The sequence below is a fragment of the Paenirhodobacter sp. genome (assembly GCF_050177655.1).
Lineage (GTDB): Bacteria > Pseudomonadota > Alphaproteobacteria > Rhodobacterales > Rhodobacteraceae > Rhodobacter.
In genome coordinates, this window is record NZ_JBFXGV010000032.1 from 1 (window position 1) to 26,388 (window position 26,388).

Consider the following 26,388-nt stretch of genomic DNA (forward strand, 5'->3'; position numbering starts at 1 on the left):
CTCGCGCTTTACCAGCTGATGGGCAGCTACCGGATGGATCAGGCCGCCGGCGCCGCCTGCCTGCTGATGGGCCTCACCTTCGCGCTCTTCTTCGCGCTCGACCGGATCGGACAGCATGCTGACCCTCGATAAGCTCCTGCTTTCCCAGGGCGATTTCCGCCTCACCGCCGATTTCACCCTTGCGCCGCGCGCCCGCGTCGCGGTGATCGGCCCCTCGGGCGCCGGCAAATCGACGCTGCTTTCCGCGATTGCGGGCTTCCTTGCCCCCACCTCCGGCCGCATCCTCTGGGCAGGCGAGGAGATCACCGCAACGCCCCCGGGCCGCCGCCCGCTCTCGATCCTGTTCCAGGACCAGAACCTCTTCCCGCATCTGAGCGTCGCGCAAAACATCGGCCTCGGCCTCGACCCGAAGCTGCACCTGAGCCGCACCGAGCTCGCGCAGATCGAGGCCGCCCTTGCCCGCACCGGCCTCACGGGGCTTGGCGCGCGCAAACCCGCGGAACTCTCCGGCGGGCAACAAAGCCGGGTGGCCCTTGCCCGCGCGCTGCTGCGCGCGCGCCCGCTCCTTTTGCTCGACGAACCCTTCGCCGCGCTCGGCCCCGCGCTGAAATCCGAGATGCTCGCGCTCACCGCCGAGATCGCGACCGAACAGGGCACCACGCTGATGATGGTCTCCCACGATCCCGCCGATGCCCGCGCGCTTTGCCCCGAGACGGTGCTCGTGGCCGAGGGCGTGGCCCATCCGCCGCAGCCGACCGGCCCGCTCCTCGACGCGCCGCCGCCCGCGCTTGCCGCCTATCTCGGGCCCTGAGGCTCAGCGCTCCCAGTCGACCTCGGCCACGAAGATATAGCCCGCGCCATAGACGGTGCGGATCAGCTCCTCCTCGGCCGGGTCTGCGGTAAGCTTGCGGCGCAGCCGGCAGATCCGCGCATCCATGCTGCGATCGAAGGGCTCGTTCGAGCGGCCATGCGTCGCGTCGAGCAGCGCCGAGCGGCTCAGCACCCGGCCCGGGGCGCGCAAGAAGGCCTCGAGCAGGCTGTTCTCCGAGGAGCTGAGCCGCACGCGATGGCCGTCGAGATGGACGAGGGTGCAGGCGCTCAGATCCGCGTGCCATTCGCCGAAACGCGCCACCGTGCGCTGCGCCGCCGCGCCGCTCGCGCCGCGGGCGATCCGCGAGCGGCGCAGCACCGCGCGCAGCCGCGCCACCAGCTCGCGCGGCTCGAAGGGTTTCACGATGTAATCGTCGGCGCCGATCTCCAGCCCGACGACGCGGTCGGTGACCGAGCCGCGCCCGGTCACGATCACCCGCGGCACGCCCTCGGGCAGAAGCCCGCCGTTGATCAGGCTCAGCCCGTCGCCATCGGGCAGCGAGAGGTCGATCAGGCAGAGGTCGGGGATCTGCCGGCGCAGCTCGCGCTCGAATTCCGCGAGCCGGCGGAAGCTGCGCGTGACGAAGCCCTGCCGGCCGAGGCTGCGCTCGATCAGCCGACAGATGTCGATGTCATCCTCGAGCAGATAGACCAGCGCCGTCATTCCCGCCCCCGCTCCGCAAGCAGCTCTCCGGCGGCGCCGATGCGCACCGCCGCGCGCGCCCGGCCGAGGGCCTCGGCGAGCTGCGCCTCGGTGAAAGGTTTGCGCAGAAGCGGCAGCGCCGCAAGCCCGCCCGGTGCCACAGGGCCGACATCGGCCTGCCCGCTCATCAGCGCGACGGCGACCCGGGGATGACCCGCGCGCAGCACCCGCGCCAGCGCGAAACCGTCGGTGCGCCCCGGCATGTCGATGTCGCTCAGCACGAGGCCGATGCCCTCGACCCGGTCGATCAGCCGCAGCGCCTCGTCGCCGGTTTCGGCCTCAAGGAGCGCAAAGCCCAGCGCCGAAAGCTGACGCCGGATCGTGCGGCGCACCTCGCGGTCATCCTCGACGAGGAGCAGAAGCTCGGGCGCTTCGGCCAGGGCGCCCGCCTCCTGCGTGGCGCCCTCCGCCGCGGGCGCGGCGCCGGGCTGGGTCAGCGCCACGCCCGGCAGCAGGATGGTGAACACCGCCCCCTGTCCCGGCGCGCTCTCGACCGAGATCGAGCCGTTCGACTGCTTGACGAACCCATAGACCATCGAAAGCCCGAGGCCGGAGCCCGCCCCCGCCGCCTTCGAGGTGTAGAAGGGTTCGAAGACGCGCTCGACCTGCTCGGCCGACATGCCGCCGCCGTCATCGGCAAAGCGCAGCCGGACATAGGGGCCGGCCGGCAGGCGCAAAAGCTCCGCCTCCTCCGCCGGCAGCGGGTAGCGCTCCACCTCGATGCGGATCCGCCCGCTGCCCCCGGTCGCGTCGCGCGCGTTGAGCGCGAGGTTGAGGAGCGCCATCTCGAGCTGCGCGCGGTCGACCAGCGCCGCGGGCACCCCGGCCGCGCTCGAAAGCTCGATCGTCAGCGCACGCGGCAGCGAGGAGCGCAGGAGCGCGCAGATCTCCTCCACCGCGCCGGGGATGTCGGTGGCCTCCGGCGCATATTGCTCGCGCCGGGCAAGCGTCAGCAGCCGCTGCGTCAGCGCCGAGCCGCGCCGCGCCGCCGCGATCGCCGGAGCGACGTAGTCGGAGACCAGTTCCCCCTCGCCCAGGATCTCCTCGAGCGGCACCAGATTGCCGAGGATGATGGTGAGCAGGTTATTGAAATCATGCGAGATTCCGCTCGCCATGCGGCCAAGCGCATCCATCTTCTGCGCCCCCATCAGCGCCGACATCACCGCCTTGCGCCGGGTCACGTCGATCGAGAGCAGGTAGAAACCGATCACCTCCCCGCTCGAGGGTTTCTCCGGGCGCAGCAGCGTGCGGATATCCTTGATCCGGCCGTCGGGCAGTTCGATGCGCATCTCGAAATCGACGAGCGCGCCGCGCCGCGCCTGCTCGAAGAAGCGCTCCGATCCGCGCATCGTGCGCGGATGCAGCACCTCGGTCGCGTTGAGGCCGATCACCTCCTCGGGCCGGTAACCATAGGCCGCGGCAAAGCGGCGGTTGGCGTAGAGGATCTTCAGCTCGCGGTCGATATGGGCGATGCCGGCGGGCACCTCGTCGGCGATCAGCTTGAGCCGCGCCTCGCTCAGCGCAAGCGCCCGGGTGCGTTCGCGCACCAGCTCATGCAGCTGCGCCTCCTGATCGCGGCGCGCGGTGATGTCGGTGTAGATGGTGACGAAACCGCCCTCGGGCAGCGGCGTGTTGGTCACCTCGAGCACCTGCCCGTTCGGTCGCGTGCGCTCGTAATGGTGGCGCTCGGGGCGGCGCGCGCGCCCGACCCGCTCGGCGATGATCGCCTCGGGCTCGCCCGGCCCGTATTCGCCGCGCAGCGTCGCGTCGCGGATGAAAGTGCCGAATTCCGCCCCCGGAAAGGCGAGCGCGGGGACGAAACCGCACATCTGCAGGAAGCGGTCGTTCCAGGCGACGAGCCGCAGATCGCGGTCGAAGACGGTGAAGCCCTGCTCGAGCTGGCTCAGCCCTTGCAGCACGAGGTCGGGCAGGTCGCGCCGGCTGCTCTGATCGGTCATCTCTCCCCCCCGGACGTGATCCCGGTCTTGCTCTGGTCCCCTTCGGGTGGCGGCACAATGCGTCAGCGCCGCCCCGATCCAAAGCCCGACCTGACATCTGTCATAATTCGATACATTTCACCTAAAATTGCGCAACATCTGCATGGCTAATCTCGCGATCGAGCCGGGCCGGGGGAGGTCCGGCCGCCGGAGGGCCCATCCTGTCCGCAACCGCATCCCTGCGGGCGCGCCGCGCGCGCCGGTCGACCGGGGCCTGCCCGTTTCACGCAGGCCGCCGTGCCGCAGGTCTTGCGGCAAAGCAGGGCTTGCAGCTGCGCACCGGGGGCGCAGAATGCCCGTCGGGCCAGACCTCAGGAGGGGGCCAGGTCCGATCCATGAAACCTGTGCGCTCGGGGAGGAGCCCGCAATGACCGACACGCAAGAGACCGACCATTCACCGGCGGAAACGAGTGAATTCGCCCGGCAAAGCGCGGAATTCGTTGACCTGATGACCCGGCTGCAGGCGGTGCTCGCGCGCGCGCAGCAGACCGCCTCGGCCAAGGTCACCGGCGAGGATTTCTCGATCGTCGACATCCGCTCCGTCGCCGAAGCCTATCTGCGCGCGCTGCCCACCTTCTTCGAGCGCCCCTTCGAGGCGATCGAACAGGCGCAGCATTTCTGGCTCGACTGGGCGAAGGCCTGGCAGGCGGCCTGGACCGGCGAGGGCGGCAAGGTCGCCGACAAGCGTTTCCGCGACCGCCGCTGGGATGCCGATCCGGTGACGCGCGGGCTGCGCGACGGTCATCTCGCGCTGGAAAACGCGACCGAGGAGTTCCTCAAGCTGCTGCCGCAGGGCACCAAGGAAAGCCTGCGCGTGCGGTTCTACACCCGCCAGCTGCTCAGCGCGCTTTCGCCCTCGAATTTCCTGATGCTGAACCCCGCCGCGCGCGAGCGCCTGTTCGAGACCGACGGGCGCAGCCTGCTCGAGGGGTTCCGCAACCTCGTCGAGGATCTCGAACGCGGCGAAGGCCGGCTCGACATCGCGACGAACGATCCGCAGGCCTTCACCGTCGGGCGCGACCTCGCCACCACCCCGGGCAAGGTGGTCTACGAGAACGCGCTGATGCAGCTGATCCATTACGAGCCGCTCAGCCCCGACCAGCACCGCCGACCGCTGCTTTTCGTGCCGCCCTGGATCAACAAATACTACATCTTCGACATGCGCCCCGACAATTCGCTGGTGCGCTTCATGCTCGAACAGGGGCATTCGGTGTTCCTGATCTCCTGGGTGAACCCGACGCGCGAGCATGCCGCGATGAGCTTCGAGGATTACATGAAGCTCGGCCCGCTCGCCGCGCTCGAGGCGATGGAGCGCGCGACGGGCGAGCGCCGCTTCGACATCCTCGGCTTCTGCATCGGCGGCATCCTGGTGATGGCGACGCTCGCGCTGCTCGCCGCGCGCGGCGACGACCGGATCGCCACTGCGACGACGCTCGCGACGATGGTCGATTTCACCGATGTCGGCGAGATCGGCGTTTTCATCGACCGCGACCGGCTTGCCGCGCTGCGCGAGCACATGGCCGAGAAGGGCTATCTCGAGAACCACCACCTGCAGGACATGTTCTCGATGATCCGCGAGAACGACCTCGTCTGGTCCTTCCACGTGATGAACTACCTGATGGGGCAGAAGCCGCCGGCCTTCGACCTGCTCTACTGGAACGCCGACAGCACCCGGCTGCCCGCGGCGATGCTGCTGTGGTATCTCGAGCGCGTCTATATCGAGAACGGGCTGCGCCACCCGGGGCAGATCATCCTCGACGGCACGCCGATCGACCTGTCGAAGATCACCGTGCCCTGTTTCGTGCTCGCCACGAAGGAAGACCATATCGCGCCCTGGACCTCGATCTATCCGACCACCCGTCTGCTCGGCGGGCCGGTGAAATTCGTGCTCGGCGGCTCGGGCCATATCGCCGGGGTGATCAACCCGCCGGCGGGGCGGCCGAAATACGGCTACTGGCTGCGTGACGACTACCCTGAGCGGCCCTCCGACTGGCTGGCCGGGGCGACCCATCACCCCGGGTCGTGGTGGCCCGAATGGGGCGCCTGGATCGCCGCGCAGGATGACGAACCGCGGGTGCCCGCACGCCGCCCCGAGACGGGGGCGCTGCCGGTGCTCGAGGATGCGCCGGGGCGATACGTCCTGGCGAAATGACCTCCCCCGAATGAAGAGAGACCCGATGCTGACCCAACCGATGATCCCGCGCCACCATCCCCCCTCCGCCGCCCGTTCCGGGGCGGCGCCAAGGCGGCGCGCGGGTGACAAGCGGATCGGGGGCGGCATCGGGCTCGCCGGAATTCTGGAGGCAATGAAATGACAGAGATGAAACGCGCCCTCGGCGTGGTGGAAAGCGGATGCCTGCGCGCGGCGGTGATCGGCGCGGGCAACATGGGCGCCGGGATCGCGGCGCAATTCGCCAATGCGGGCGTCATGGTCGACCTGCTCGACATCCCCTCGGACGCGGGGCGCAACGCCCGCGCCGAGGCGGGCATCGCCGCGCAGATCAAGGCCGGCGGCTTCATGGGCCCGGCGCCCGTGGCGCTGGTGCGCCCCGGCAATGTCGAGGACGACCTCGGCCGGCTGGCGGATGCCGACTGGATCGTCGAGGCGGTGATCGAGAACCTCGCGGTGAAGCGCGACCTTTACGCGAAGATCGAGCCGCTGCTGAAACCCGGCGCGGTGATTTCCTCGAACACCTCGACGATCCCGCGCGCCGAGCTGATCGAGGGCCGCAGCCCGGCCTTTGCCGAACAGTTCGTCATCAGCCATTTCTTCAACCCGCCGCGGCACATGGCGCTGCTCGAACTGGTGGCGCCGCCCGGCAGCGCAGCCTATGCGCGCGCCGCGCTGGCCGGGCGCAAGGCGCTGGGCAAGACGGTGATCGAATGCCGCGACACCCCCGGATTCATCGCCAACCGCATCGGCTGCACCTGGATGGCGGTGGCGATCGTCGAGGCGCTGCGCCTCGGGCTGACGCCGGAACAGGCCGATGCCGTGCACACCGCCTTCGGCGTGCCGCGCACCGGCGTTTTCGGGCTGATGGATCTCGTCGGCGTCGACATGATCCCCTCGATCTGGGGCTCGCTGATGCGCGAGCTGCCCGCCGAGGACACGATCAACCGCTTCGACCTGCCGGCGCAGAAGCTGGTGCAGGAGATGATCGCCGCGGGCCGTTTCGGACGCAAGGCGGGCGGCGGTTTCTACCGCAAAACGCCGGGCGGGATCGAGGTGATCGACCCCGCGACCGGCGCCTATGTCGCCGAGAGCGGCTTCGTCGCGGCGAACCTGCCGGGCGGCGGGCGCGACCTCGAGGCGCTGCTCGCCGATGAGGGCCCGCTTGGCAGCTATGCGCGCGCGGTGCTCGGCACCGTGCTGCATTACGCGCAGGACCACGCCGCCGAGATCGCCTCCGCCCCCGCCGATGTCGATACCGCGATGGAGCTGGGCTACGCCTGGCGGCGCGGGCCGTTCCGCATCCTCGACGGGCTGAGCGAGACGGCGCGCGCGTCGATGGGGCTGTCGGCCAAGGGTGTCGAGGCCGCGAAGGGCAAGGCGAGCGGGCCGAAGGACCGGCTCGCCCGGGCGAAGGCAGGCAGCGCGCTTGCCGGCAACGAGGCGGCCTCGCTCTGGGACATCGGCGCGGGCGTCGCCTGCCTCGAGCTGCACACCAAGATGAACGCGATCGACAGCGGCGTGCATGCGATGATCGAGACCACGCTGGCGCAGCTCGGCGGCAAGATCACCGCGCTGGTGATCGGCAACCACGATCCGCGCGCCTTCTCGGCGGGCGCCAATCTCGGCGAGATGGCGGCGCGGATCGAGGCGGGCGAATTCGACGCGCTCGAGGCCTTCATCGCGCGCGGACAGACGCTTTTCGCGCAGCTGCGCGGGGCGCCGGTGCCGGTCGTCTCGGCGCTGCGCGGGCTTGCGCTTGGCGGCGGCTGCGAGGTGACGCTGCACAGCACCGCCGTCGTCGCCCATGCCGAGGCGAAGATCGCGCTGCCCGAGCATACGCTCGGCCTCCTGCCCGGCTGGGGGGGCACCACGACGCTCCTGATGCGCGGCCAGGCTGCGAAGGGCGTCGAGGCGGGCACCGTTGCGGCCTTCGGCGCGCTGCTGCTGCCGCGCCCGGCGGGCTCGGCGCGTGAGGCGCAGGCGGCCGCGCTGCTCGATCCGGCAGCGGAGATCGTGATGCACCCCGACGACGTGCTCGACGCGGCGGCGGCGCAGGCCGAGGCGATGGCGCCGGGTTACGGCGCGGCAAAGCCCGGCTCGGTCGTGCTTGGCGGTGCGGCGATGGCGGAGACGCTGCTTGAACCGCTGCGCGCGCGCGTCGCGGCGGGCACGCTCTCGGCGGCCGATCTCGAGGTCGACACGGTGATCGCCGAGGCGCTCACCGGCGGGGCGGCTGCCCCCGGCACCGTGATCGGCGAGGAGGAGATGCGCGCCCTCGAACGCGCGGCTTTCGTGCGGCTCACGCAGATTCCGCTCACGCTCGAGCGGATCCGCCACATGCTGCGCACCGGCAAGGCGCTCAAGACCTGAGTTCACAACTGTTTCCGGGCGGCGCACCCCGCCGCCCGGCCCTGGAGGAGACCCACGCATGAAACACAACATCTACGACATCGGGCTCGACAAGACGCCCGCGAACTACCTGCCGATCACGCCGCTGAGCCTCATGGACCGCTCCGCCAAGGTCTATCCGGACCGGCTCGCGCTGGTCTACGAGGGCGTGCGCCGCACCTGGGGGGAGACCTACGCGCGCTGCCGCAAGTTCGCCTCGGCGCTGGCGAAGCGCGGCTTCGGCACCGGTGACACCGTCTCGATCATGGCGACCAACATCCCCGAGATGTTCGAATCGCATTTCGCGGTGCCGATGGCGGGCGCCGTGCTCAACGCGATCAACACCCGCCTCGACGCCGAGGCGGTGGCCTTCATCCTGAACCACGCCGAGGCGAAGGCGATCATCGTCGATCCCGAATTCGCCGAGATCGTCGACCGCGCCGTGCATATCTCGGGCCGCCGCGACATGCTGGTGATCGACATCACCGATCCGGCCTTTGGCGAGGCGCGCAAGATCGGCCAGATCGGCTATGAGGAACTGCTCGCCGAGGGCGATGCCGATTTCGAATGGATCCGCCCGGCCGACGAATGGGATGCGATCTCGCTCAACTACACCTCGGGCACGACGGGCAACCCGAAGGGCGTCGTCTATCACCACCGCGGCGCGCATCTGAACGCGCTGACCAATGTCGTCGCCTGGCACATGGGGGACCGCCCGGTCTATCTCTGGACGCTGCCGATGTTCCATTGCAACGGCTGGTGCTTCCCCTGGACGATCGCCGCCTCGGCGGGCGTCGCCGTCTGCCTGCGTGCGGTGCGCGACGAGCCGATCTTCCGGCTGATGAAGGAAGAGGGGGTCACCCATTTCTGCGGCGCCTCGGTCGTGCTCGCCATGCTCGTGCATGCGCCCGCCGAGATGAAGGAAGGCCTGCAGACCGGGATCAAAGTGCTGACCGGCGGCGCCCCGCCGCCCGCGATCATCATCGAGAAGATGGAGGCGCTCGGCTTCGACGTGACCCATGGCTACGGTCTGACCGAGACCTACGGCCCCGGCGTCACCTGCGCCTGGCACGAGGAATGGGACGGGCTGTCGCTGCCCGAACGCGCCAAGCTCAAGGCGCGTCAGGGCGTGCGCAACCACGCGATGGAAGGGATCATGGTGGCGAACCCCGACACCCAGGAGCCGGTGCCGGCCGATGGCGTGACGATGGGCGAGATCTTCATGCGCGGCAACAACGTGATGAAGGGCTACCTGAAAAACCCCACCGCCACCGACGAGGCCTTTGCCGGCGGCTGGTTCGCCTCCGGTGACCTCGGCGTGATGCACCCCGATGGCTATATCGAGCTGAAGGACCGCTCGAAGGACATCATCATCTCGGGCGGCGAGAACATCTCCTCGATCGAGGTCGAGGACGTGCTCTACAAGCACCCCGAGGTGATGGAGGCCGCCGTCGTCGCCCGCCCGCACGAACGCTGGGGCGAGACGCCCTGCGCCTTCGTCAAGCTGCGCGCGGGCTCGGCGGTGACCGACAAGGAGCTGATCGCCTTCTGCCGCCAGAACATGGCCCACTTCAAGGCGCCGAAGACGGTGATCTTCGGCGATCTGCCGAAGACCTCGACCGGCAAGATCCAGAAATTCGTGCTGCGCGACGCCGCGCGCCAGCTCGAACTACAAAGCTGACGCCTCGGGCGGGGGATCCTCCTCCGATCCGCCCGAGACCGACGGCGCCGCCCCCGGGGGTGGCGCCGTCCCCTTTTCGCCCCCCCGCCTTGCCCCCCCGCCTCCCCCCACGCGACGCGGGGAAACGCCGCGCCCGCGCCTTTGGCGATTGGCTTTTCCGCCCGGGCTGCGCTATGACGGCGCAACGCCGCAAGGCGAGGTGACCCGGAGGAACCCATGCCCTATTACCGTTCCCGCAAATCCACCCATGGCCGCAACATGGCCGGCGCGCGCGGCCTTTGGCGCGCCACCGGCATGACCGACGGCGATTTCGGCAAGCCGATCATCGCGGTGGTGAACTCCTTCACGCAATTCGTGCCCGGCCACGTCCACCTCAAGGATCTCGGCCAGATGGTCGCGCGCGAGATCGAGGCCGCCGGCGGCGTCGCCAAGGAATTCAACACGATCGCGATCGACGACGGCATCGCGATGGGCCATGACGGCATGCTCTATTCGCTGCCCTCGCGCGAGGTGATCGCCGACTCGGTCGAATACATGGTCAACGGCCATTGCGCCGACGCGATGGTCTGCATCTCGAACTGCGACAAGATCACCCCCGGCATGCTGATGGCGGCGATGCGGCTGAACATCCCGGTGATCTTCGTCTCCGGCGGCCCGATGGAGGCCGGCAAGGTCACGGTGAACGACCTCGAGCACGCTGTCGACCTCGTCGACGCGATGGTGGTCGCGGCGGACGACGCCTATACCGACGCGCAGGTCGACGAGTTCGAGAAGAACGCCTGCCCGACCTGCGGGTCGTGTTCGGGCATGTTCACCGCAAACTCGATGAACTGCCTCGCCGAGGCGCTGGGCCTCGCGCTGCCGGGCAACGGCTCGATGCTGGCGACGCATGCCGACCGCAAGGAGCTCTTCCTCGAAGCGGGCCGCAAGATCGTCGAAATCACCAAGCGCCATTACGAGGGCGAGGAAAAGGGCCTCTTGCCGCGCGACATCGCCACTTTCGACGCTTTCGAGAACGCGATGAGCCTCGATATCGCGATGGGCGGCTCGACCAACACCGTTCTGCACCTGCTCGCCATCGCCCATGAGGGCGCGGTCGATTTCACCATGGATGACATCGACCGGTTGAGCCGCAAGGTGCCCTGCCTGTGCAAGGTCGCCCCCGCGAAACAGGACGTGCATATGGAAGACGTGCACCGCGCCGGCGGCATCATGGGCATCCTCGGCGAGATGAACCGCGCCGGGCTGATCCATGCCGATGCGCGCACCGTGCACAGCGCGACGATCGGCGAGGCGATCCAGAAATGGGACGTGATCACCGCGAACGACCCGGGCATCGAGGAATTCTACCGCGCCGCCCCGGGCGGGGTGCGCACGACGCAGGCCTTCTCGACCGGCAACCGCTACAAGGAGCTCGATCGCGACCGCGCCGCGGGCGTAATCCGCGACGCCGAACATGCCTTCTCGAAGGACGGCGGTCTGGCGGTGCTTTTCGGCAATGTCGCGCTCAACGGCTGCATCGTGAAGACCGCGGGCGTCGACGATTCGATCCTGAAGTTCACCGGCCCGGCGAAGGTCTATGAGAGCCAGGACGACGCAGTTTCCGGCATCCTCACCGGCAAGGTGCATGAGGGCGAGGTCGTGGTGATCCGCTTCGAAGGGCCGCGCGGCGGGCCGGGCATGCAGGAAATGCTCTACCCGACGAGCTATCTGAAATCGAAGGGGCTCGGCAAGAAATGCGCCCTGCTCACCGATGGCCGCTTCTCGGGCGGCACCTCGGGGCTCTCGATCGGGCACGTCTCGCCCGAGGCGGAGGAAGGCGGTCTGATCGGTCTCGTCGAAACCGGCGACACGATCGAGATCGACATCCCGAACCGCACGATCAACCTCGCCGTGGACGAGGCGACCCTTGCCGCGCGCCGCGCCGCCAAGGGCCCGCTGCCCTGGAAACCCGCCGCCCCGCGCCCGCGCCAGGTCTCGACCGCGCTCAAGGCCTACGCGATGTTCGCCTCCTCGGCGGCAAAGGGCGGCGTGCGCATCCTGCCGGAGTGAGCGCCGCGACCTAAGACGCACGAAGGCCCCCTCAAGGGGGCCTTTTTCATGACGTCCATGCCCATCCGCGGCGCGACAAGGGCCGAAGAGGCATGCCAAAGGCCGCCTGGGCGTGCTATGCCTCCCCAGAGAGTTTGCAGCGCCCCCTTCGAACATTCGTCAGGTCACATGTCGTATCCCCAGGATCTTGTCGTCGCGCGTCTGGCATCCTTTTGCGATGGAACGATCGGCGGCAACCCGGCCGGCGTCGTTCTCTGCGCGCATCTGCCGGACCCCGCCACCATGCAATCTGTCGCGGCACAGGTCGGTTACTCGGAGACCGCCTTCGCCGCGCCGGCGGGGGAGGCCTGGCGCGTGCGGTATTTCGCGCCGCAGATCGAGATCCCTTTCTGCGGTCATGCGACGATTGCGCTGGGGGCAGCCCTTGCGCGGCGCCTGGGCGACGGGGTCTTCGCCCTGCAACTCAACGATGCCCGGATCACCGTCGAGGGCCGCAGCTCCGCAGACCATCTGAGCGCGGCGCTGCAGTCGCCCCCCACACGCAGCGAAGCGGCCCCGGCGGAGCTTCTGCAAGCGGCCCTCGCCCTCTTCGGCTATCGCCCCGAAGATCTCGACCCGCGCCTGCCCCCGGCCATTGCCGAAGGTGGGGCGCGCCACCTCATCCTCGCCCTGGAAAGCCGAGAGCGGCTGGCCGCGATGCGCTATGATCTGGCTGCCGGGCGGGCGCTGATGCGCGCCAACGGGTTCGCGACGATCGCCCTCGTGCAGGCGCAAACCCCGCGCTTCTTTCACGCCCGGAACCCGTTCGCGGGGGGCGGCATCTACGAAGATCCCGCGACCGGCGCCGCCGCTGCGGCACTGGCGGGCTATCTGCGGGACCAGCACTGGCCCCATGACGGCGCCATCGAGATCCTGCAGGGAGAGGATATGGGAACGCCCTGTCGCCTTCATGCGGAGATCACGCCGGAACCCGGCGCGAGCATCCGTGTGTCCGGCAGCGTCCGCATGATCGACTGACCGGGGCCACCCCCTTCATCTTGCCGAAAACACCTCGGGGGTCCGGGGGCAGAGCCCCCGGCGGGTCGCCGCGCCCAGACGCGGCGAAACCCTCAGAGATAACGCCCGCCGCGCTGGAGCACCTCGATCTGGTAGCCGTCGGGATCGGCGATGAAGAAGAAGCGCGCGATCACCTCCCCCGCCGGCGCGAAATCGACGAGCTTGCGCGGCGCGAGCCCCGCCGCCTCCATCCGCGCGTGCTCGGCGGTGACGTCCTCGACCGAAACGGCAAGGTGGCCGTAGCCGGTGCCGAGATCATAGGGCTCGGCCCGCCCCTTGTTCACCGTGAGCTCGAGTTCGAACGTGCCCTCGGCATTCGAAAGATAGATCAGCGTGAACTCGGGGTAATCGAGCCGCTCCGCCACCTTCAGCCCGAAGGCCGCGTCGTAGAACGCGAGCGAACGCGCCTCGTCGAGCACGCGGATCATCGAATGGATCATCTTGGCCATGGTCGCCTCCTTTTGGCCCTGTGTCGCAGGGGGCGCGGCCAAGGGCAAGATCAGGCGTCGAGGAAGGGGATCGGCAGGCCGAAGGTCTGCGCGAGCAGCACGAAGTTCAGGCAGAGCACCAGCGCCGCCCCCGCCCCGGCCCCCACGCGCACCCAGAGCGTCGAGGTGAAATCGCCCATCACCTCGCGCCGCGCGGTGAGCCACAGCAGCGCCAGCATCGGCACCGGCAGCGCGATCGAGAGCACGACCTGGCTCATCACCAGCGCCTGCGTCGCATTCGCACCGGCCAGCACCACCGCGAAGGCCGGCACCATCGTCACCGCGCGCCGCAGCCAGAGCGGCACCGAGATCCGCAGAAAGCCCTGCATGATCATCTGCCCCGCCATCGTGCCGACGACCGAGGAGGAGACGCCCGAGGCGATCAGCGAGACGAGGAACACCCCCGCCGAGGCCGCGCCAAGGAGCGGCGTCAGCGTGTGATAGGCGGTCTCGATCTCGGCCACCTCGGCATGGCCCTGATGGAAGGCCGAGGCCGCCATCATCACCATCGCCATGTTGATCATGCCCGCGACCGACAGCGCGACGATCACCTCGACGTTGGAAAAGCGCAGCACGGCACGCCGCTCCTCATCGTTGCGCACCCGGGCGCGATGCTGCGTCAGCCCCGAATGGAGATAGATCGCATGCGGCATCACCGTGGCGCCGATGATCCCCACCGCGATCGTCAGCGCGCCGATGTCGGGCAGTTTCGGCGTGGTCAGGCCCCAGATCGCCTCGTCCCAGCGGATCGGCGCGATCAGCACCTCGGCGAGGTAGCAGATCCCGATCACGCCGACGAGCGCGCCGATGATGATCTCCATCGGGCGGAAGCCGAAGGCCTCGAAGCTGAGGATCAGATAGGTGACCACGGCCGTGATCGCCATGCCCCAGAGGAGCGGAATGCCAAGCAGCAGCGAAAGCCCGATCGCACCGCCGAGAAACTCGGCGAGGTCGGTCGCCATCGCCGCCACCTCGCTCACCGCCCACATCGCGATCACCAGCGGACGCGGCAGATGCTCGCGGCTGAGCTCGGCGAGGTTCTTGCCGGTGACGATGCCGAGCTTGGCGGAAAGCGCCTGGAACAGCATCGCGATCAGATTGGCCAGCAGCACGACCCAAAGGAGCGCATAGCCATAGCCCGCCCCCGCCTGGATATTCGTCGCGTAATTGCCCGGGTCCATATAGGCGACCGAGGCGATCACCGCCGGGCCGAGGAACACCAGCCAGACCCGCGGCCCGCGGATGCGGCCATGAATCGCCGCCGTCATCACGGTCTGCGTCCGCCTCGTCAGCCTGTCGCGCGTCTCCATGGCTCTCCCTGCCCTTCGACTTTTCCCCGATTTATAGCCTCGGCTACACTTTTGTCAAAGGGCTTCCACACGCCACGCGGGAAAATGTCGCAAAGCCTGACCTTTCATCTGGTTTTCAAGATGAAGCCGAGGCTGTAAAGTGTTCCCCATCGGAGGAGATGATGGACAATTTCGACGAGACTGGGCCGGAAACGGCCGAGCCCCTGCCGGTGTCGAGCGCGCGCTTCAGCCAGGCGCGGGCGGCGCAGTCGATGGCGGTGCTCGAGGATTACGCCGAGATGATCGACGATCTCACGCAGGATCTCGGCGAGGCGCGGATCACCGATATCGCGGCGCGGATGGGGGTGACGCATCCGACCGCGACGAAGGCCGTGGCGCGGCTCAAGCGCGAGGGGCTGGCCATGTCGCGCCCCTATCGCGGCGTGTTCCTGACCGAGACGGGCGCAGCGCTCGCCGCGCGGGTGCGGGCGCGCCATCGCACCGTCGTCGATCTTCTGGTCGCGGTGGGCGTGCCGCAGGAGACCGCCGAGCTCGACGCCGAGGGGCTCGAGCATCACGTCTCCGAAGTCACGCTGCACGCTTTCGAGGCCTTCCTCGCGCGGCGCAGCTGAGCCGCCAGAAAACACGATCAACAGCCTTCCCGCCCCCGCGGGAAGCACGAATCGCCGCGGGACGCGCGCGAGGGGCGCGGCGACGGCGTTTCCGGCGATGTCTGGAGAGTGGTACCGCCTCCCCGGCTCGAACGGGGGACCCCCAGATCCACAATCTGGTGCTCTAACCAACTGAGCTAAGGCGGCACTGCGCGGGGATTTAGCGGCAGCCGCGCGGGATTGCAAGGGGCAATGGCAGGTTTCGCACCGCGCGAGGCACTTGCCCGTTCGCCCGCCTCAGGCTAGGCCAGAACGAACACGGAGGCCGTCATGACCATCAACAAGCAAAGCGAAATCACCGGCGATCTGCAGATCGGCCCGACCGACCACGGCATGGTGCGGATCTATGTCACCGGCGAGGGATTCGAGCTGCCCTTCGACTTCGAGCCCGAAGAAGCCGAGGAGATCGCCGAGGAGCTGATGGCCGCGGCAGAGGCCGCGCGCGAGATGGCCGCGGGCAAGAAGCCTAAAGGAAAGCGCTAAGCCGCCCCGGCACCGAGGGCGCGGCGGGATCCGCCCGCCCCTGGAGCCGCAGCGCCGCGGTGCGCGCGAAACCGAGCGTGAGCGCCCGGCGCCGCGCGGCGGCGAGCTTCGCCTCCGGCCCGTAGCGCAGGATCTCGCCGCCGAAGCGGTCGGCGACGATCAGCCCGGTCCCCTCGGGCAGGATCTCGGTCGGAAACGCCTCATCCACCGCCCAGAAGAACCGGTCGGCATAGTCGATATAATTCTGCCACTTGTGATCGGCGGCGAAATCGGCGCGCCCCGACTTGCACTCGACCACCCAGAGCTCACCGCCCCGCCCGAGCGCCATCACATCGACCCGCAGCCCCGGGCGCGGCACGAATTCCGCGACGCAGGCGAAACCGTGATCGGCGAGCAGCCGCGCCGCGCCGCGCGCGAGCAACTGGCCAGGGGTGAGCGGGGGCGGGGTCAGGGCGTCGGTCATCGCCAGACCATGAACGAAGTGTGAACATTTGTCCAGCGCGGCAGCCCCTTGCCGAAGCGCGCCCGCGCGCCTATCTCTGGGGTCGGCGGTTTCTGCTCTTCTCGTAAACGGGGCCCTTTTCCAGTGGCCGATAACCATTTCCGAGGGGGCTGGCTCTGGCGAGATCCTGGTCTCGTTACCTGGCTCCCACCTGACTTGTCAGGCTCTCGGGAAATTCACGCCCCTACGGTTGCTGCGGTTTCCGCCACTCCCCTCCCCTGACCGCGCGCATAAAAGAAGACCCCCGCCGGGGCGGGGGTGCTTCATGCCGCGATCTTCGGAGCGCAGATCAGAGCGGCAGATTGGTCTTGCGGCGTTGCGTCTTGGTTTCGGCCGGCACCGGCACGGCGACCATGTTCGCCGCCTTGTCGAGGCCGGCGGGGATGCCGTCGCGCTTGCCGCCGCCCGGGGGCGTCTCGTCCTCGGCCATGCGCATGATGGTTATCGCGAACTGCACCCCGGCGAAGACGACGGTGTTGAACACGAAGAGCAGCGCCACCGCGATATAGCCGATGTCGGAAGCGAAGATCAGGTGACGCAGGTTCGCGACGTTGAAATACAGCAGGAGCGCCACGAACGCCGCCGACAGACCCGCCCCGAAAAAGACGTTGCGGATATAGACGCGAATGAGTTCAGGCATGACGATTCCCCTTGTCTTGCCTTCAATGTAACGCAGCCGCGACGTTTTTGAACAGGCAATCGCAGGCAAAAACGACGGCGCGGCACCGCGTCGCACAAAGATGCGCCGGAAATAGCCGATTTCGCGCCGACCCGCGGCGCGAGAGGGCTCAGAACGCCTCGGCGCGCAGCTCGCGGGCCATGTGGTCGAGCACGGCGTTGACGAATTTCGTCTCACGCCCCTCGGGGAAGAAGGCGCGGGCGACCTCGACGAACTCGTTGATCACGACCTTGATCGGCGTCGCCGGGTTGACCATCTCGGCGCCCGCGGCGCGGAAGAGCGCGCGCAGCACCGGGTCGATGCGGTCGATCGGCCAGGTCGCCTTGAGCGCGCGGTCGGTCGCCTGGTCGATCTTCGCCTGCCACATCACCGCCTCGTCGAGGATCCGGCGGAAGAGGTTGCTGTCGCCCTCGGCGATCTCCTCGGCGCCGTCCTCCTGCGAGAGGCCGAAGCGGAAATCCTCGAACTCGCGCGCGACGCGGTCGACCTGCTGGCCCGCCGCCTCCATCTGGAAGAGCGCCTGCACCGCGTAGAGACGCGCGGCGGATTTCATCCGGCGCTTCTCCTCGGGGGTGAGCTTCTTCGGCTTGTCGGTGGGGGCGGTGTCTTCGGTCATGCGCGGCTCGGTCCTTCGGGTTCACCGGCGATGCGGATCGACTCACCCTGCGGGCGGAAACCGATCCCCTTCGTCCGGCCCGCCCATTTGCGCGACAACGCGATCAGATGCAAGGCCGCAGCAGCGGCGCCGCCGCCCTTGTTCTGATCGGCGGGGTCGGCGCGGACCTCGGCCTGCGGGCGGTTCTCGACGGTGAGGATGCCATTGCCGATGCAAAGCCCCTGCAGGCCAAGCATCGAGAGCGCGCGCGAGCTGTCGTTGCAGACCGTCTCGTAATGCGTCGTCTCGCCCCGGATCACGCAGCCGAGCGCGACGAACCCGTCGTAATCGGCCATCCGCCCCGCCATCGCGATCGCGGTCGGCACTTCGAGTGCGCCGGGCACCTCGATCAGATCGACGCTGGCGCCCGCCGCCGCCGCCGTGGCCTGCGCCCCGGCGATCATGTTGTCGGCGATGTCGCGGTAATAGGGCGCGACGACGATCAGAAGCTTCACCGGCTTGTCGAAGACCGGCAGCGGGAGGGTGTAATGCTGTTCGTTCGCCGCCATCTCAATACCCCCGCGTACCGTCGATCTCGAGCCCGTAGCCCTCGAGGCCGACCACCTTCGGCAGGCCCGAATTGGTCAGCAGCACGAGCCGCGAGACGCCCAGCGCCGAGAGGATCTGCGCGCCGAGCCCGTATTGCCGCAGCGTCTGCGGCGAGGCCTCGCCGGGCTGCGCCAGTTTCATCGCGGTCTCGCGCAGGAGCACGACGACGCCGCGGCCCTCCTTGGCGATCGCTTCCATCGCGCGGCCCATCTCGCCCTGTTTCGCGGCGTTGAGGCCAAGCACGTCGACCATCGGGTCGAGCGCATGCATCCGCACCAGCACCGGCTCGGGCGAGGTGATGTCGCCCTTGGTCAGCACGAGGTGTTCGGCGCCCTGGGTCTCGTCGGTGAAGACGCGCAGCGACCAGTCGCCGCCGAAGGCCGAGGTGACCGCCTTCTGCGCGCTCTCGCGCACGAGGTTGTCGTAGCGGCGGCGATAGGCGATCAGATCGGAGATCGTGCCGATCTTCAGCCCCTGCTTCTGCGCGAAGGCGACGAGATCGGGCAGCCGCGCCATGGTGCCGTCCTCGTTCATGATCTCGCAGATCACACCCGCGGGGTTCAGCCCGGCGAGCCGCGCGATGTCGACCGAGGCCTCGGTATGGCCGGCGCGCACCAGCACGCCGCCCTCGCGGGCGCGCAGCGGGAAGACGTGGCCGGGGGTGGCGATGTCGGCCGCGCCCTTCGACGGGTCGATCGCGACCGAGACGGTGCGGGCGCGGTCATGCGCCGAAATGCCGGTGGTGACGCCCTCGCGCGCCTCGATCGAGGTGGTGAAGGCGGTCTCGTGGCGGGACGAATTCTGCGCGCTCATCAGGCTCAGGCCCAGTGCGTCGATCCGGCTCCCCGGCAGGGCGAGGCAGATCAGCCCGCGGCCATGCGTCGCCATGAAGTTGATCGCATTCGGCGTCGCCATCTGCGCCGGGATCACGAGGTCGCCCTCGTTCTCGCGGTCCTCGTGGTCGACGAGAATGAACATCTTGCCGTTGCGCGCATCCTCGATGATCTCCTCGATCGAGGAGATCACGTCGGAATAGCTCTTCTCGACCGGGCCCGGGGCGCTCATGTCACCCGTCTTTTCCACCGGCTTCGTCATCACTTCCTCCTTGCCCATCAGGCCCGCGGGCCAGAGCGAAATCTGAACGTCACAAAGGACGCGCGCGCCGCAAAGTCAATGCACAGGCGCTGTGCGATGCGGGAATTCCCGCTCAGCCCTGCCATTCCGTCAGCCGCGCGACGTAGCGCGCGAGCGTGTCGATCTCGAGGTTGACGCGGTCGCCCTGCTTCGCCTGGCCCCAGACCGTCACCGCCTTGGTGTGCGGGATGATGTTGACGCCGAAGGTGGTGCCCTCGACCTCGTTCACGGTGAGCGAGGTGCCGTTGAGCGCGACCGACCCTTTCGGCGCGATGTATTTCGCGAGGGTCTCGGGCGCGCGGAAGGTGAAGCGGGTGCTGTCCCCCTCGTCGCGGATCGCCACGATCTCGGCCACGCCGTCGACATGGCCCGAGACGATATGCCCGCCAAGCTCGTCGCCCACTTTCAGCGCGCGTTCGAGGTTGATCTCGGTGCCGACCTGCCAGCTGGCGATATTGGTCTTCGCCACGCTCTCGGCCGAGATCTGCACGTCGAACCAGTCAGGCCCCTTCTCGATCACCGTCAGGCAGACGCCGTTGCAGGCGATCGAGGCGCCGATGTCGACGCCCTCCATCTCGTAATGGCAGCGGATCCGCGCGCGCAGATCGCCCGCCTGTTCCAGTTCGGCGATCTCGCCCTTGTCGGTCACGATTCCGGTGAACATCTCGGGGCTCCCTTTTGCTGCCCCTGCCTAGCCCGCAAGCGCGCCCTCGCGCAAGACCGCGAAGCGACGCTTCGGGCACGGTTTCGCCCCATTGCCGCCGCAGGGCTGCGTTAACCAGGACGGAATTCCCCGTGACTTCCGCGCCGTTTCCCGCAAGAAGGGGGCAAGAACCGAAAGCGACACGATGCACCGCCACGCGAGCCGAACCTTCCTGATGCTGCAGGGGCCGCATGGCCCCTTCTTCCATCAGCTGGCGCGGATGCTGCGCGCCGCGGGGACGACGGTCTGGCGCGTCGGCTTCAACAAGGGCGACGAGAATTTCTGGTTCGACCCCGCCTCCTACATCCGTTTCACCGACCGCCCCGAGGACTGGCCCGCCAGGATCGCCGCGCTGATCGCCGAAAAATCGGTGACCGATCTCGTGCTTTACGGCGACACCCGGCCGATCCACGCCCAGGCGATCGCCGCGGCGCAGGCGGCGGGGGTGACCGTCCATGTCTTCGAAGAGGGTTACCTGCGGCCCTATTGGGTCAGCTACGAGCGCGGCGGCTCGAACGGCAACTCGCGGCTGATGCAGATGAGCGTGCCCGAAATGCGCGCGGCGCTGGCGCAAAGCGAGATCGAGTTCCCCGAGGCACCGCCGCGCTGGGGCGACATGCGCCACCATGTCTTCTACGGCGCGCTCTACCATTTCTTCGTCATGGTGCGGAACGGGCCCTACCGCAATTTCGCGCCGCATCGCGGGATCACCGTCTTCGACGAGTTCCGCCTCTATCTGCGCCGCCTGCTGCTGATGCCGGTGCACCGGATCGAGCGCGCGATCGCCACCGCCCGGGTGCGGCTTGGCGGCTTTCCGATCCATCTCGTGCTGATGCAGCTCGAACATGACGCCAGCTTCCGCATGCACTCCCCCTTCACCTCGCAGACCGAGTTCATCGAGCTGGTGATGGCGGGTTTCGCCGAGGGGGCGCCCGCGCATCATCACCTGGTGTTCAAGGCGCATCCGCTCGAGGACGGGCGCGCGCCGATCATCCGCGCGATCCAGGAGGCGACGCTGCGCTACGGGCTGACGGGGCGGGTGCATTTCATCCGCGGCGGCAAGCTTGCCGCGCTGCTCGCCCAGGCGCGCTCGGCGGTGACGGTGAATTCCACCGCCGCGCAGCAGGTGCTCTGGCGCGGGCTGCCGCTGAAGGCCTTCGGCCGCGCCGTCTTCGACAAGCCGGAATTCGTCTCCGACCAGCCGCTGCCCGAATTCTTCGCCGCGCCGAAGCGCCCCGACACCCGCGCCTATCGCGACTACCGCCACTACCTGCTCGAAACGAGCCAGGTGCCCGGCGGCTTCTACTCGGCGCGCGGACGGCGGATCCTGATGCGGCAGGTGGTCGACATGATGCTCGCGCCGGAAGATCCCTATGACGCGCTCACCGCCGGCAAAGCGGCGCCACGGCAACAGTTGCGGGTCGTCAACTGATCTCGCTGGCTTTTTTCGTGCTTTTTGCTAGGCTCCCGCGCAAAAGTCAGAAAAACGCCCCGAAAAGGAGCCGAGCAGTGACGATCAAAACCAACCGCAGGGCCCTGCTCATGGGCCTGTCGGCGACCCTTTTGGGGACCGCTTCCTGTGGCCTGCCGCGGTCCGGCCCGAACAAGCGCGAGATCTACTCGGGCTCGGTGATGCGCCAGGGCGATGCCTTCGTCATCTCGGTGAACGACCATGTCACCCGCGCCACCGCGGTGCAGCCGGCGCTCGGCTTCTCCTCCGATTTCCTCAAGGCGGGCGTCGTCGGCTCCGACACGATCAACCCGGGCGACACGCTGGTGCTGACGATCTGGGAGAACGTCGATGACGGCGTGCTCGGCAAGAAGGGCATGCCGACGCAGCTCACCGAGGTGCAGGTCGACGGCTCGGGCTATATCTTCGTGCCCTATGCCGGCCGGATCAAGGCGGCGGGCAATTCGCCCGACAGCCTGCGCAAGGTCATCACCGAAAAGCTCGACGCCCAGACCCCCGACCCGCAGGTCGCGGTGGCGCGCGCGGCGGGCGACGGCTCGACCGTCTCGATCATGGGCTCGATCGGCGGCCAGGGCGTCTATGCGATCGAACGCCCGACGCGCACGCTTTCGGCGATGCTCGCGCGCGCCGGCGGCGTCACGATCAAGCCGGAGGTCGCCAAGATCACCGTGAAACGCGGCGGCAAATCGGGGACGATCTGGCTCAAGGATCTCTACGAGAACCCGAAAATGGACATCGCGCTGCGCCCGAACGACGTGATCCTCGTCGAACAGGACACCCGCGCCTTCACCTCGCTCGGCGCGACCGGCGCGCAGGCGCGCGTCCCGTTCGAGACGCAGACGCTCTCCGCGCTCGAGGCGATCGCCACCGTCGGCGGGTTGCAATCGGGCCTCGCCGATCCGAAGGGCGTCTTCGTCTTCCGCAACGAACCGGCGGAGATCGCCCGCGTCGTTCTGGGCCGCGACGATCTCGTCGGCGATCAGCGCATGATCTACGTGCTCGACCTGACCGAGCCGAACGGCATGTTCCTCGCCCGGGACTTCGTGATCCGCGACGGCGACACCGTCTATGTCACCGAGGCACCCTATGTGCAGTGGCAGAAGTCGCTCTCGGCGCTTACCGGTTCGGTCGGCACCGCGAACTCGCTCAACTCGCTCGCCGGGAACTGATGCCCGCCGGGCCAGTGCAGGATCAGGCCGCCGGGGAGGCTTCCCGGCGGCTTTTCCATTACAACGCGGGGCTCCTGCCCGGCTGGCCCGGGGCCGCCGGGCTGCGCCGGATCCTGCAGGCCGCGGGCTGGTCGCTGCACCTCGGCCGCCCCGGCCCCGGCGATCGCGTCACCGTCTGGGGCCGCAGCGCTTACGCCGCGCGCGGCGAGGCGATGGCCGCGCGCCACGGTGTCGGCCTCGTGCGGCTCGAAGACGCCTTCCTGCGCTCGATCCACCCCGGGCGCGCGGGCGGCGGCGCCCCGCTCGGCCTCCTGATCGACCCCGAGGGCGTGCATTTCGACAGCGCGACACCCTCGATGATCGAGCGCCTGCTCGCCCGCGCGCCACTGGATGACACTGCGCTTTTGCAACGGGCGCGCGACGGGATCGGCCGGCTGAAGGCGCTCGATCTCTCGAAATACAACGATTTCGACCCCGATCTCGCCCCCCCTGCCCCGGGCTATGTGCTGGTGATCGACCAGACCGCGGGCGATGCCTCGGTCGCCCATGGCGGCGCCACGCCCGCCACCTTCCGCGAGATGCTCGCCGTCGCGCAGATCGAGAACCCGGGCGCGCGGATCCTGATCAAGACCCATCCCGAGACCCGATCGGGCGCGCGCGGCGGCCATTACGGCCCCGAGCATTGCGACGCCCGCACCGAGCTTTATGACGCGCCCGTCTCGCCCTGGAAACTGCTCGACGGGGCGATCGCGGTCTATACCGTCTCCTCGCTGATGGGCTATGAGGCGATCCTCGCCGGGCACAAGCCGCGCGTCTTCGGCCAGCCCTTCTACGGCGGCTGGGGGCTGACGCAGGACGAGAACCCGGTGCCCCGCCGCGCCCGCCGCCTGACCCGCGCGCAGATCTTCGCGGTGAGCCATATCCTCGCGCCGACCTGGTTCGACCCCTGCCGCGAACGGCTGTGCAGTTTCGAGGAGGCGGTCGATCAGCTCGAGGCCGAGACCCGCGCCTGGCGCGCCGACCGGCACGGCCATGTCGCGAGTGGCATGCGGCTCTGGAAACGCCGCCCGCTGCAGCGTTTTTTCGGCCGCGAGGTGCCGCTGCGCTTTGTCGATCCGCCCGGGAAAGCCGTCGAACGCGCCGCCGCGACCGGGCGCAACCTGCTGATCTGGGCCGGCAAGGAGCCCGCGGATTTCACCGCCCCCTGCCTGCGCGTCGAAGACGGCTTCCTGCGCTCGCGCGGGCTTGGCGCCGATCTGATCCCGCCACTCTCGCTGGTCACCGACCGGCAGGGGATCTATTACGACCCGACGCGCCCCTCCGACCTGGAGGCGCTGATCGCCCGCGAACCGCCCCCCGGCGGGCGGGCGCGCGCCGAGCGGCTGATCGCGGCGCTGACCCGGGCCGGCGTGACGAAATACAACCTCGACGGCGAGATCCCACCCCTGCCCGAGGGCCACCGGATCCTCGTGCCCGGGCAGGTGGAGGACGATGCCTCGATCCGCCTCGGCGCCGGCGAGATCAGCACAAATCTTGCATTACTGGCGAAAGCACGCGCGGAAAACCCGGGTGCAGTAATCCTTTTCAAACCTCACCCCGATGTCGAGGCCGGCCTGCGCCCGGGCCGGATCGACGAGGCGGAGGCGCTGCGCCACGCCGATCTCGTCTTGCACAAATCGAACAGTGCCGCGATCCTTGCCGCCTGCGACGAGGTCTTCACCATGACCTCGCTGATGGGGTTCGAGGCGCTGATCCGCGGCAAGCGGGTGAGCGTGACCGGCGCCCCGTTCTACGCCGGCTGGGGCCTCACCCGCGACCTCGGCGCGATCCCCGAACGCCGCCGCGCGCGCGTCGATCTCCTTCAGCTCGCCCATGCCGCGCTGATCGCCTATCCGCGCTATTTCGACCCGGTCTCGAACCGCCCCTGCCCGCCCGAGGTCGTGCTCGAACGCCTCGCCACCGGACGGCTGCCGCACCCCAGCGCGCTGAACCGGATCACCGCGAAACTGCAGGGATTTTTTGCCGCCTACGCCTTTCTCTGGCGCTAGGCACGGCGCCAGCGGTGCAGAATGTCGCCGCCGATCACCTCTTCGGAGATAAGCGAAAACCGCGGCGCCTCCGCCAGCCGCGCGAGCCCGAGCGCCCCGAGTGCCGGCCGCGCATCGGCGCCCAGCGCCACCCCGGCGGTGAAGCCGATCAGCTCGTCGACGAGCTCCGCGCGCATCAGGCTCGCGGCGAACTGCCCGCCGCCCTCGCAGAAGACCCGCGTCAGCCCCCGCGCGCCCAGCGCCGTCAGCAGGGCTGCCGGATCAAGCCCCTGATCCGAAACGGGAACCTCGATCAGCTCCGCGCCGATCCCGGCCCAGTACTCCCGCGCCTCGACCGGCGCCTCCGGCCCATGCACGAGCCACAGCCCGGCCTCGGACACAGATCCCGCAAGCCGCGCGCGCGGCAGGTCGAGCCGGGCACTCGCCACCACCCGCACCGGTTGGCGCAGCGGCGCAAAGCTGCGCACGGTGAGCAGCGGATCGTCGGCCCGCGCGGTTCCGCCGCCGACCATCACCGCATCGAACCGCGCGCGCAGCGCATGCACCCGCGCGCGCGCAGGCGCCGAGGTGATCCACTGGCTCTCGCCATTCGCAAGCGCGATCCGGCCGTCGAAAGAGGTCGCGAGTTTCAGTGCAACCCACGGACGACCAAGGGTAATCCGGCTGAGGAACCCGGCCTGAAGCGCGCGCGCCTCGGCCTCCATCAGCCCGACGTCGACCTGAACCCCGGCGGCACGCAGCATCGCATGCCCCTGCCCCGAGACCCGCGGATCCGGGTCTTCATGGGCGGAAACGACCCGCGCCACACCGGCCTCGATCAGCCCCATCGCGCAGGGCGGCGTCTTGCCGAAATGCGCGCAGGGTTCGAGCGTGACATAGGCGGTCGCGCCCCGCGCCGCCGCCCCCGCGCGATCGAGCGCGCGGCGTTCGGCATGGGGTCGGCCGCCCGGCTGGGTCCAGCCGCGGCCGACGATGCGGCCCTCATTGACGATCACGCAGCCCACCGCCGGGTTCGGCCAGACATTGCCCAGCCCCCGCGCGGCAAGCGACAGCGCCAGCCGCATGAAGCGGCTGTCGGCCTCGCTCACTCGGCTTCCCCCGCGCTTGGCGGGCGCAGCTCGGAAACGAATTTGTCGAAATCGTCCGCCGCCTGGAAGTTCTTGTAAACGCTCGCAAAACGGACATAGGCGACGGTGTCGATCCGCGCCAGCGTCTCCATCACGATCTCGCCGATCGTGCGCGAGGGGATGTCGGTCTCGCCCAGGGACTCCAGCCGCCGCACGATGCCCGAGATCATCTGGTCGATGCGTTCGGGTTCGATCGGGCGCTTCTGCATCGCGATGCGGATCGAACGTTCGAGCTTGTCGCGGTCGAAATCCTCGCGCTTGCCCGAGGATTTGATCACCACCAGATCGCGCAGCTGGACCCGCTCGTAGGTGGTGAACCGGCCCCCGCAGGCCGGGCAGAACCGCCGCCGACGGATCGCAACATGATCCTCGGCCGGTCGACTGTCTTTTACCTGTGTATCGACATTACCGCAAAACGGGCAGCGCATGGCTTCCCCCTTGTTCCTGTTCCCGCCTCATGTGGGGTCTGACGCCCCGGTTATCCACAGGACTATAGGGGC

General features: G+C 68.8%; 23 protein-coding genes and 1 tRNA gene. 11 read left to right on the forward strand and 13 right to left on the reverse strand.

Annotated features, from left to right (window positions below; genetic code table 11):
• Positions 1 to 115 precede the first annotated feature (115 nt).
• Positions 116 to 811 (forward strand): ATP-binding cassette domain-containing protein, encoded by a 696-nt coding sequence (locus AB7U46_RS11845; protein WP_428337183.1) that lies wholly within the window; start codon positions 116 to 118, stop codon positions 809 to 811.
• A gap of 3 nt (positions 812 to 814) precedes the next feature.
• On the opposite strand, the gene AB7U46_RS11850 is transcribed toward AB7U46_RS11845, so the two are convergent.
• Together AB7U46_RS11850 and AB7U46_RS11855 are read right to left on the reverse strand one after the other, a co-directional pair.
• On the reverse strand, positions 815 to 1,534 hold the full coding sequence (locus AB7U46_RS11850; protein ID WP_428337184.1) for a winged helix-turn-helix domain-containing protein: 720 nt from the start codon (positions 1,532 to 1,534) through the stop codon (positions 815 to 817).
• Complete coding sequence (locus AB7U46_RS11855) at positions 1,531 to 3,531, reverse strand: hybrid sensor histidine kinase/response regulator (RefSeq protein ID WP_428337185.1); 2,001 nt, start codon at positions 3,529 to 3,531, stop codon at positions 1,531 to 1,533. The genes AB7U46_RS11850 and AB7U46_RS11855 overlap by 4 nt, the downstream gene beginning before the upstream one ends.
• Before the next feature lie 406 nt (positions 3,532 to 3,937).
• Between AB7U46_RS11855 and AB7U46_RS11860 the strand changes: the two genes are divergently transcribed.
• The 5 genes from AB7U46_RS11860 to AB7U46_RS11880 all read left to right on the forward strand — a co-directional run bounded on the left by AB7U46_RS11860 (position 3,938) and on the right by AB7U46_RS11880 (position 12,881).
• Complete coding sequence (locus AB7U46_RS11860) at positions 3,938 to 5,722, forward strand: PHA/PHB synthase family protein (RefSeq protein ID WP_428337186.1); 1,785 nt, start codon at positions 3,938 to 3,940, stop codon at positions 5,720 to 5,722.
• Positions 5,723 to 5,881: 159 nt separating this feature from the next.
• Positions 5,882 to 8,113 carry a 3-hydroxyacyl-CoA dehydrogenase NAD-binding domain-containing protein gene (locus AB7U46_RS11865; RefSeq protein WP_428337187.1) on the forward strand — a complete coding sequence of 744 codons (2,232 nt, stop codon included), beginning with the start codon at positions 5,882 to 5,884 and terminating at the stop codon, positions 8,111 to 8,113.
• 58 nt (positions 8,114 to 8,171) lie between these two features.
• Entirely contained in the window at positions 8,172 to 9,812 is a 1,641-nt protein-coding gene (locus AB7U46_RS11870) for an acyl-CoA synthetase (protein ID WP_428337188.1), read from the forward strand.
• Between the two features lie 216 nt (positions 9,813 to 10,028).
• Complete coding sequence (ilvD, locus tag AB7U46_RS11875) at positions 10,029 to 11,864, forward strand: dihydroxy-acid dehydratase (RefSeq protein WP_428337189.1); 1,836 nt, start codon at positions 10,029 to 10,031, stop codon at positions 11,862 to 11,864.
• Between the two features lie 168 nt (positions 11,865 to 12,032).
• The gene (locus AB7U46_RS11880; RefSeq protein WP_428337190.1) at positions 12,033 to 12,881 is read left to right on the forward strand and encodes a PhzF family phenazine biosynthesis protein; all 849 of its coding nucleotides are present in this window, start codon (positions 12,033 to 12,035) and stop codon (positions 12,879 to 12,881) included.
• Between the two features lie 92 nt (positions 12,882 to 12,973).
• Here AB7U46_RS11880 and AB7U46_RS11885 read toward each other — a convergent pair whose 3' ends face one another.
• Positions 12,974 to 13,369 (reverse strand): VOC family protein, encoded by a 396-nt coding sequence (locus AB7U46_RS11885; RefSeq protein ID WP_428337191.1) that lies wholly within the window; start codon positions 13,367 to 13,369, stop codon positions 12,974 to 12,976.
• A 50-nt stretch (positions 13,370 to 13,419) separates the two neighbouring features.
• Positions 13,420 to 14,676 carry an Nramp family divalent metal transporter gene (locus AB7U46_RS11890; protein WP_428337192.1) on the reverse strand — a complete coding sequence of 419 codons (1,257 nt, stop codon included), beginning with the start codon at positions 14,674 to 14,676 and terminating at the stop codon, positions 13,420 to 13,422.
• Between the two features lie 203 nt (positions 14,677 to 14,879).
• On the opposite strand from AB7U46_RS11890, the gene mntR reads away from it, so the two are divergent.
• Positions 14,880 to 15,329: a manganese-binding transcriptional regulator MntR gene (mntR, locus tag AB7U46_RS11895; protein WP_428337193.1), complete on the forward strand. Its 450-nt coding sequence runs from the start codon at positions 14,880 to 14,882 to the stop codon at positions 15,327 to 15,329.
• A 109-nt stretch (positions 15,330 to 15,438) separates the two neighbouring features.
• Here the strand turns inward: mntR and AB7U46_RS11900 are convergent.
• Positions 15,439 to 15,515 (reverse strand) — tRNA-His (locus tag AB7U46_RS11900).
• A 123-nt stretch (positions 15,516 to 15,638) separates the two neighbouring features.
• Between AB7U46_RS11900 and AB7U46_RS11905 the strand changes: the two genes are divergently transcribed.
• Positions 15,639 to 15,851: a DUF6324 family protein gene (locus AB7U46_RS11905; protein ID WP_428337194.1), complete on the forward strand. Its 213-nt coding sequence runs from the start codon at positions 15,639 to 15,641 to the stop codon at positions 15,849 to 15,851.
• On the opposite strand, the gene AB7U46_RS11910 is transcribed toward AB7U46_RS11905, so the two are convergent.
• The 6 genes from AB7U46_RS11910 to AB7U46_RS11935 form a co-directional block, all read right to left on the reverse strand.
• On the reverse strand, positions 15,835 to 16,314 hold the full coding sequence (locus AB7U46_RS11910) for an MmcB family DNA repair protein (RefSeq protein ID WP_428337195.1): 480 nt from the start codon (positions 16,312 to 16,314) through the stop codon (positions 15,835 to 15,837). The two genes, AB7U46_RS11905 and AB7U46_RS11910, sit on opposite strands and share 17 nt — an antisense overlap.
• A 328-nt stretch (positions 16,315 to 16,642) precedes the next feature.
• On the reverse strand, positions 16,643 to 16,993 hold the full coding sequence (locus AB7U46_RS11915) for a hypothetical protein (RefSeq protein WP_428337196.1): 351 nt from the start codon (positions 16,991 to 16,993) through the stop codon (positions 16,643 to 16,645).
• A 148-nt stretch (positions 16,994 to 17,141) separates the two neighbouring features.
• Positions 17,142 to 17,648, reverse strand: a complete 507-nt coding sequence (gene nusB / locus AB7U46_RS11920) for a transcription antitermination factor NusB (RefSeq protein WP_428337197.1) — start codon at positions 17,646 to 17,648, stop codon at positions 17,142 to 17,144.
• Positions 17,645 to 18,196 (reverse strand): 6,7-dimethyl-8-ribityllumazine synthase, encoded by a 552-nt coding sequence (locus AB7U46_RS11925; RefSeq protein ID WP_428337198.1) that lies wholly within the window; start codon positions 18,194 to 18,196, stop codon positions 17,645 to 17,647. The genes nusB and AB7U46_RS11925 overlap by 4 nt, the downstream gene beginning before the upstream one ends.
• A gap of 1 nt (position 18,197) precedes the next feature.
• Positions 18,198 to 19,331, reverse strand: a complete 1,134-nt coding sequence (gene ribB / locus AB7U46_RS11930; RefSeq protein WP_428337199.1) for a 3,4-dihydroxy-2-butanone-4-phosphate synthase — start codon at positions 19,329 to 19,331, stop codon at positions 18,198 to 18,200.
• A gap of 112 nt (positions 19,332 to 19,443) precedes the next feature.
• Positions 19,444 to 20,034, reverse strand: a complete 591-nt coding sequence (locus tag AB7U46_RS11935) for a riboflavin synthase (RefSeq protein ID WP_428337200.1) — start codon at positions 20,032 to 20,034, stop codon at positions 19,444 to 19,446.
• Between the two features lie 184 nt (positions 20,035 to 20,218).
• Here AB7U46_RS11935 and AB7U46_RS11940 point away from each other — a divergent pair, with 184 nt between their 5' ends.
• The 3 genes from AB7U46_RS11940 (at position 20,219) to AB7U46_RS11950 (ending at position 24,761) form a co-directional block, all read left to right on the forward strand.
• Positions 20,219 to 21,505, forward strand: a complete 1,287-nt coding sequence (locus AB7U46_RS11940; protein WP_428337201.1) for a capsule biosynthesis protein — start codon at positions 20,219 to 20,221, stop codon at positions 21,503 to 21,505.
• A gap of 110 nt (positions 21,506 to 21,615) precedes the next feature.
• Positions 21,616 to 22,713 (forward strand): polysaccharide biosynthesis/export family protein, encoded by a 1,098-nt coding sequence (locus tag AB7U46_RS11945; protein WP_428337219.1) that lies wholly within the window; start codon positions 21,616 to 21,618, stop codon positions 22,711 to 22,713.
• Positions 22,713 to 24,761, forward strand: coding sequence for a capsular polysaccharide biosynthesis protein (locus AB7U46_RS11950; protein WP_428337202.1), 2,049 nt, complete (start codon positions 22,713 to 22,715; stop codon positions 24,759 to 24,761). Before AB7U46_RS11945 ends, AB7U46_RS11950 begins: the two co-directional genes overlap by 1 nt.
• On the opposite strand, the gene ribD is transcribed toward AB7U46_RS11950, so the two are convergent.
• On the reverse strand, positions 24,758 to 25,849 hold the full coding sequence (ribD, locus tag AB7U46_RS11955; RefSeq protein WP_428337203.1) for a bifunctional diaminohydroxyphosphoribosylaminopyrimidine deaminase/5-amino-6-(5-phosphoribosylamino)uracil reductase RibD: 1,092 nt from the start codon (positions 25,847 to 25,849) through the stop codon (positions 24,758 to 24,760). The two genes, AB7U46_RS11950 and ribD, sit on opposite strands and share 4 nt — an antisense overlap.
• Positions 25,846 to 26,316, reverse strand: coding sequence for a transcriptional regulator NrdR (gene nrdR / locus AB7U46_RS11960; protein WP_428337204.1), 471 nt, complete (start codon positions 26,314 to 26,316; stop codon positions 25,846 to 25,848). Before nrdR ends, ribD begins: the two co-directional genes overlap by 4 nt.
• Between the last annotated feature and the right edge of the window lie 72 nt (positions 26,317 to 26,388).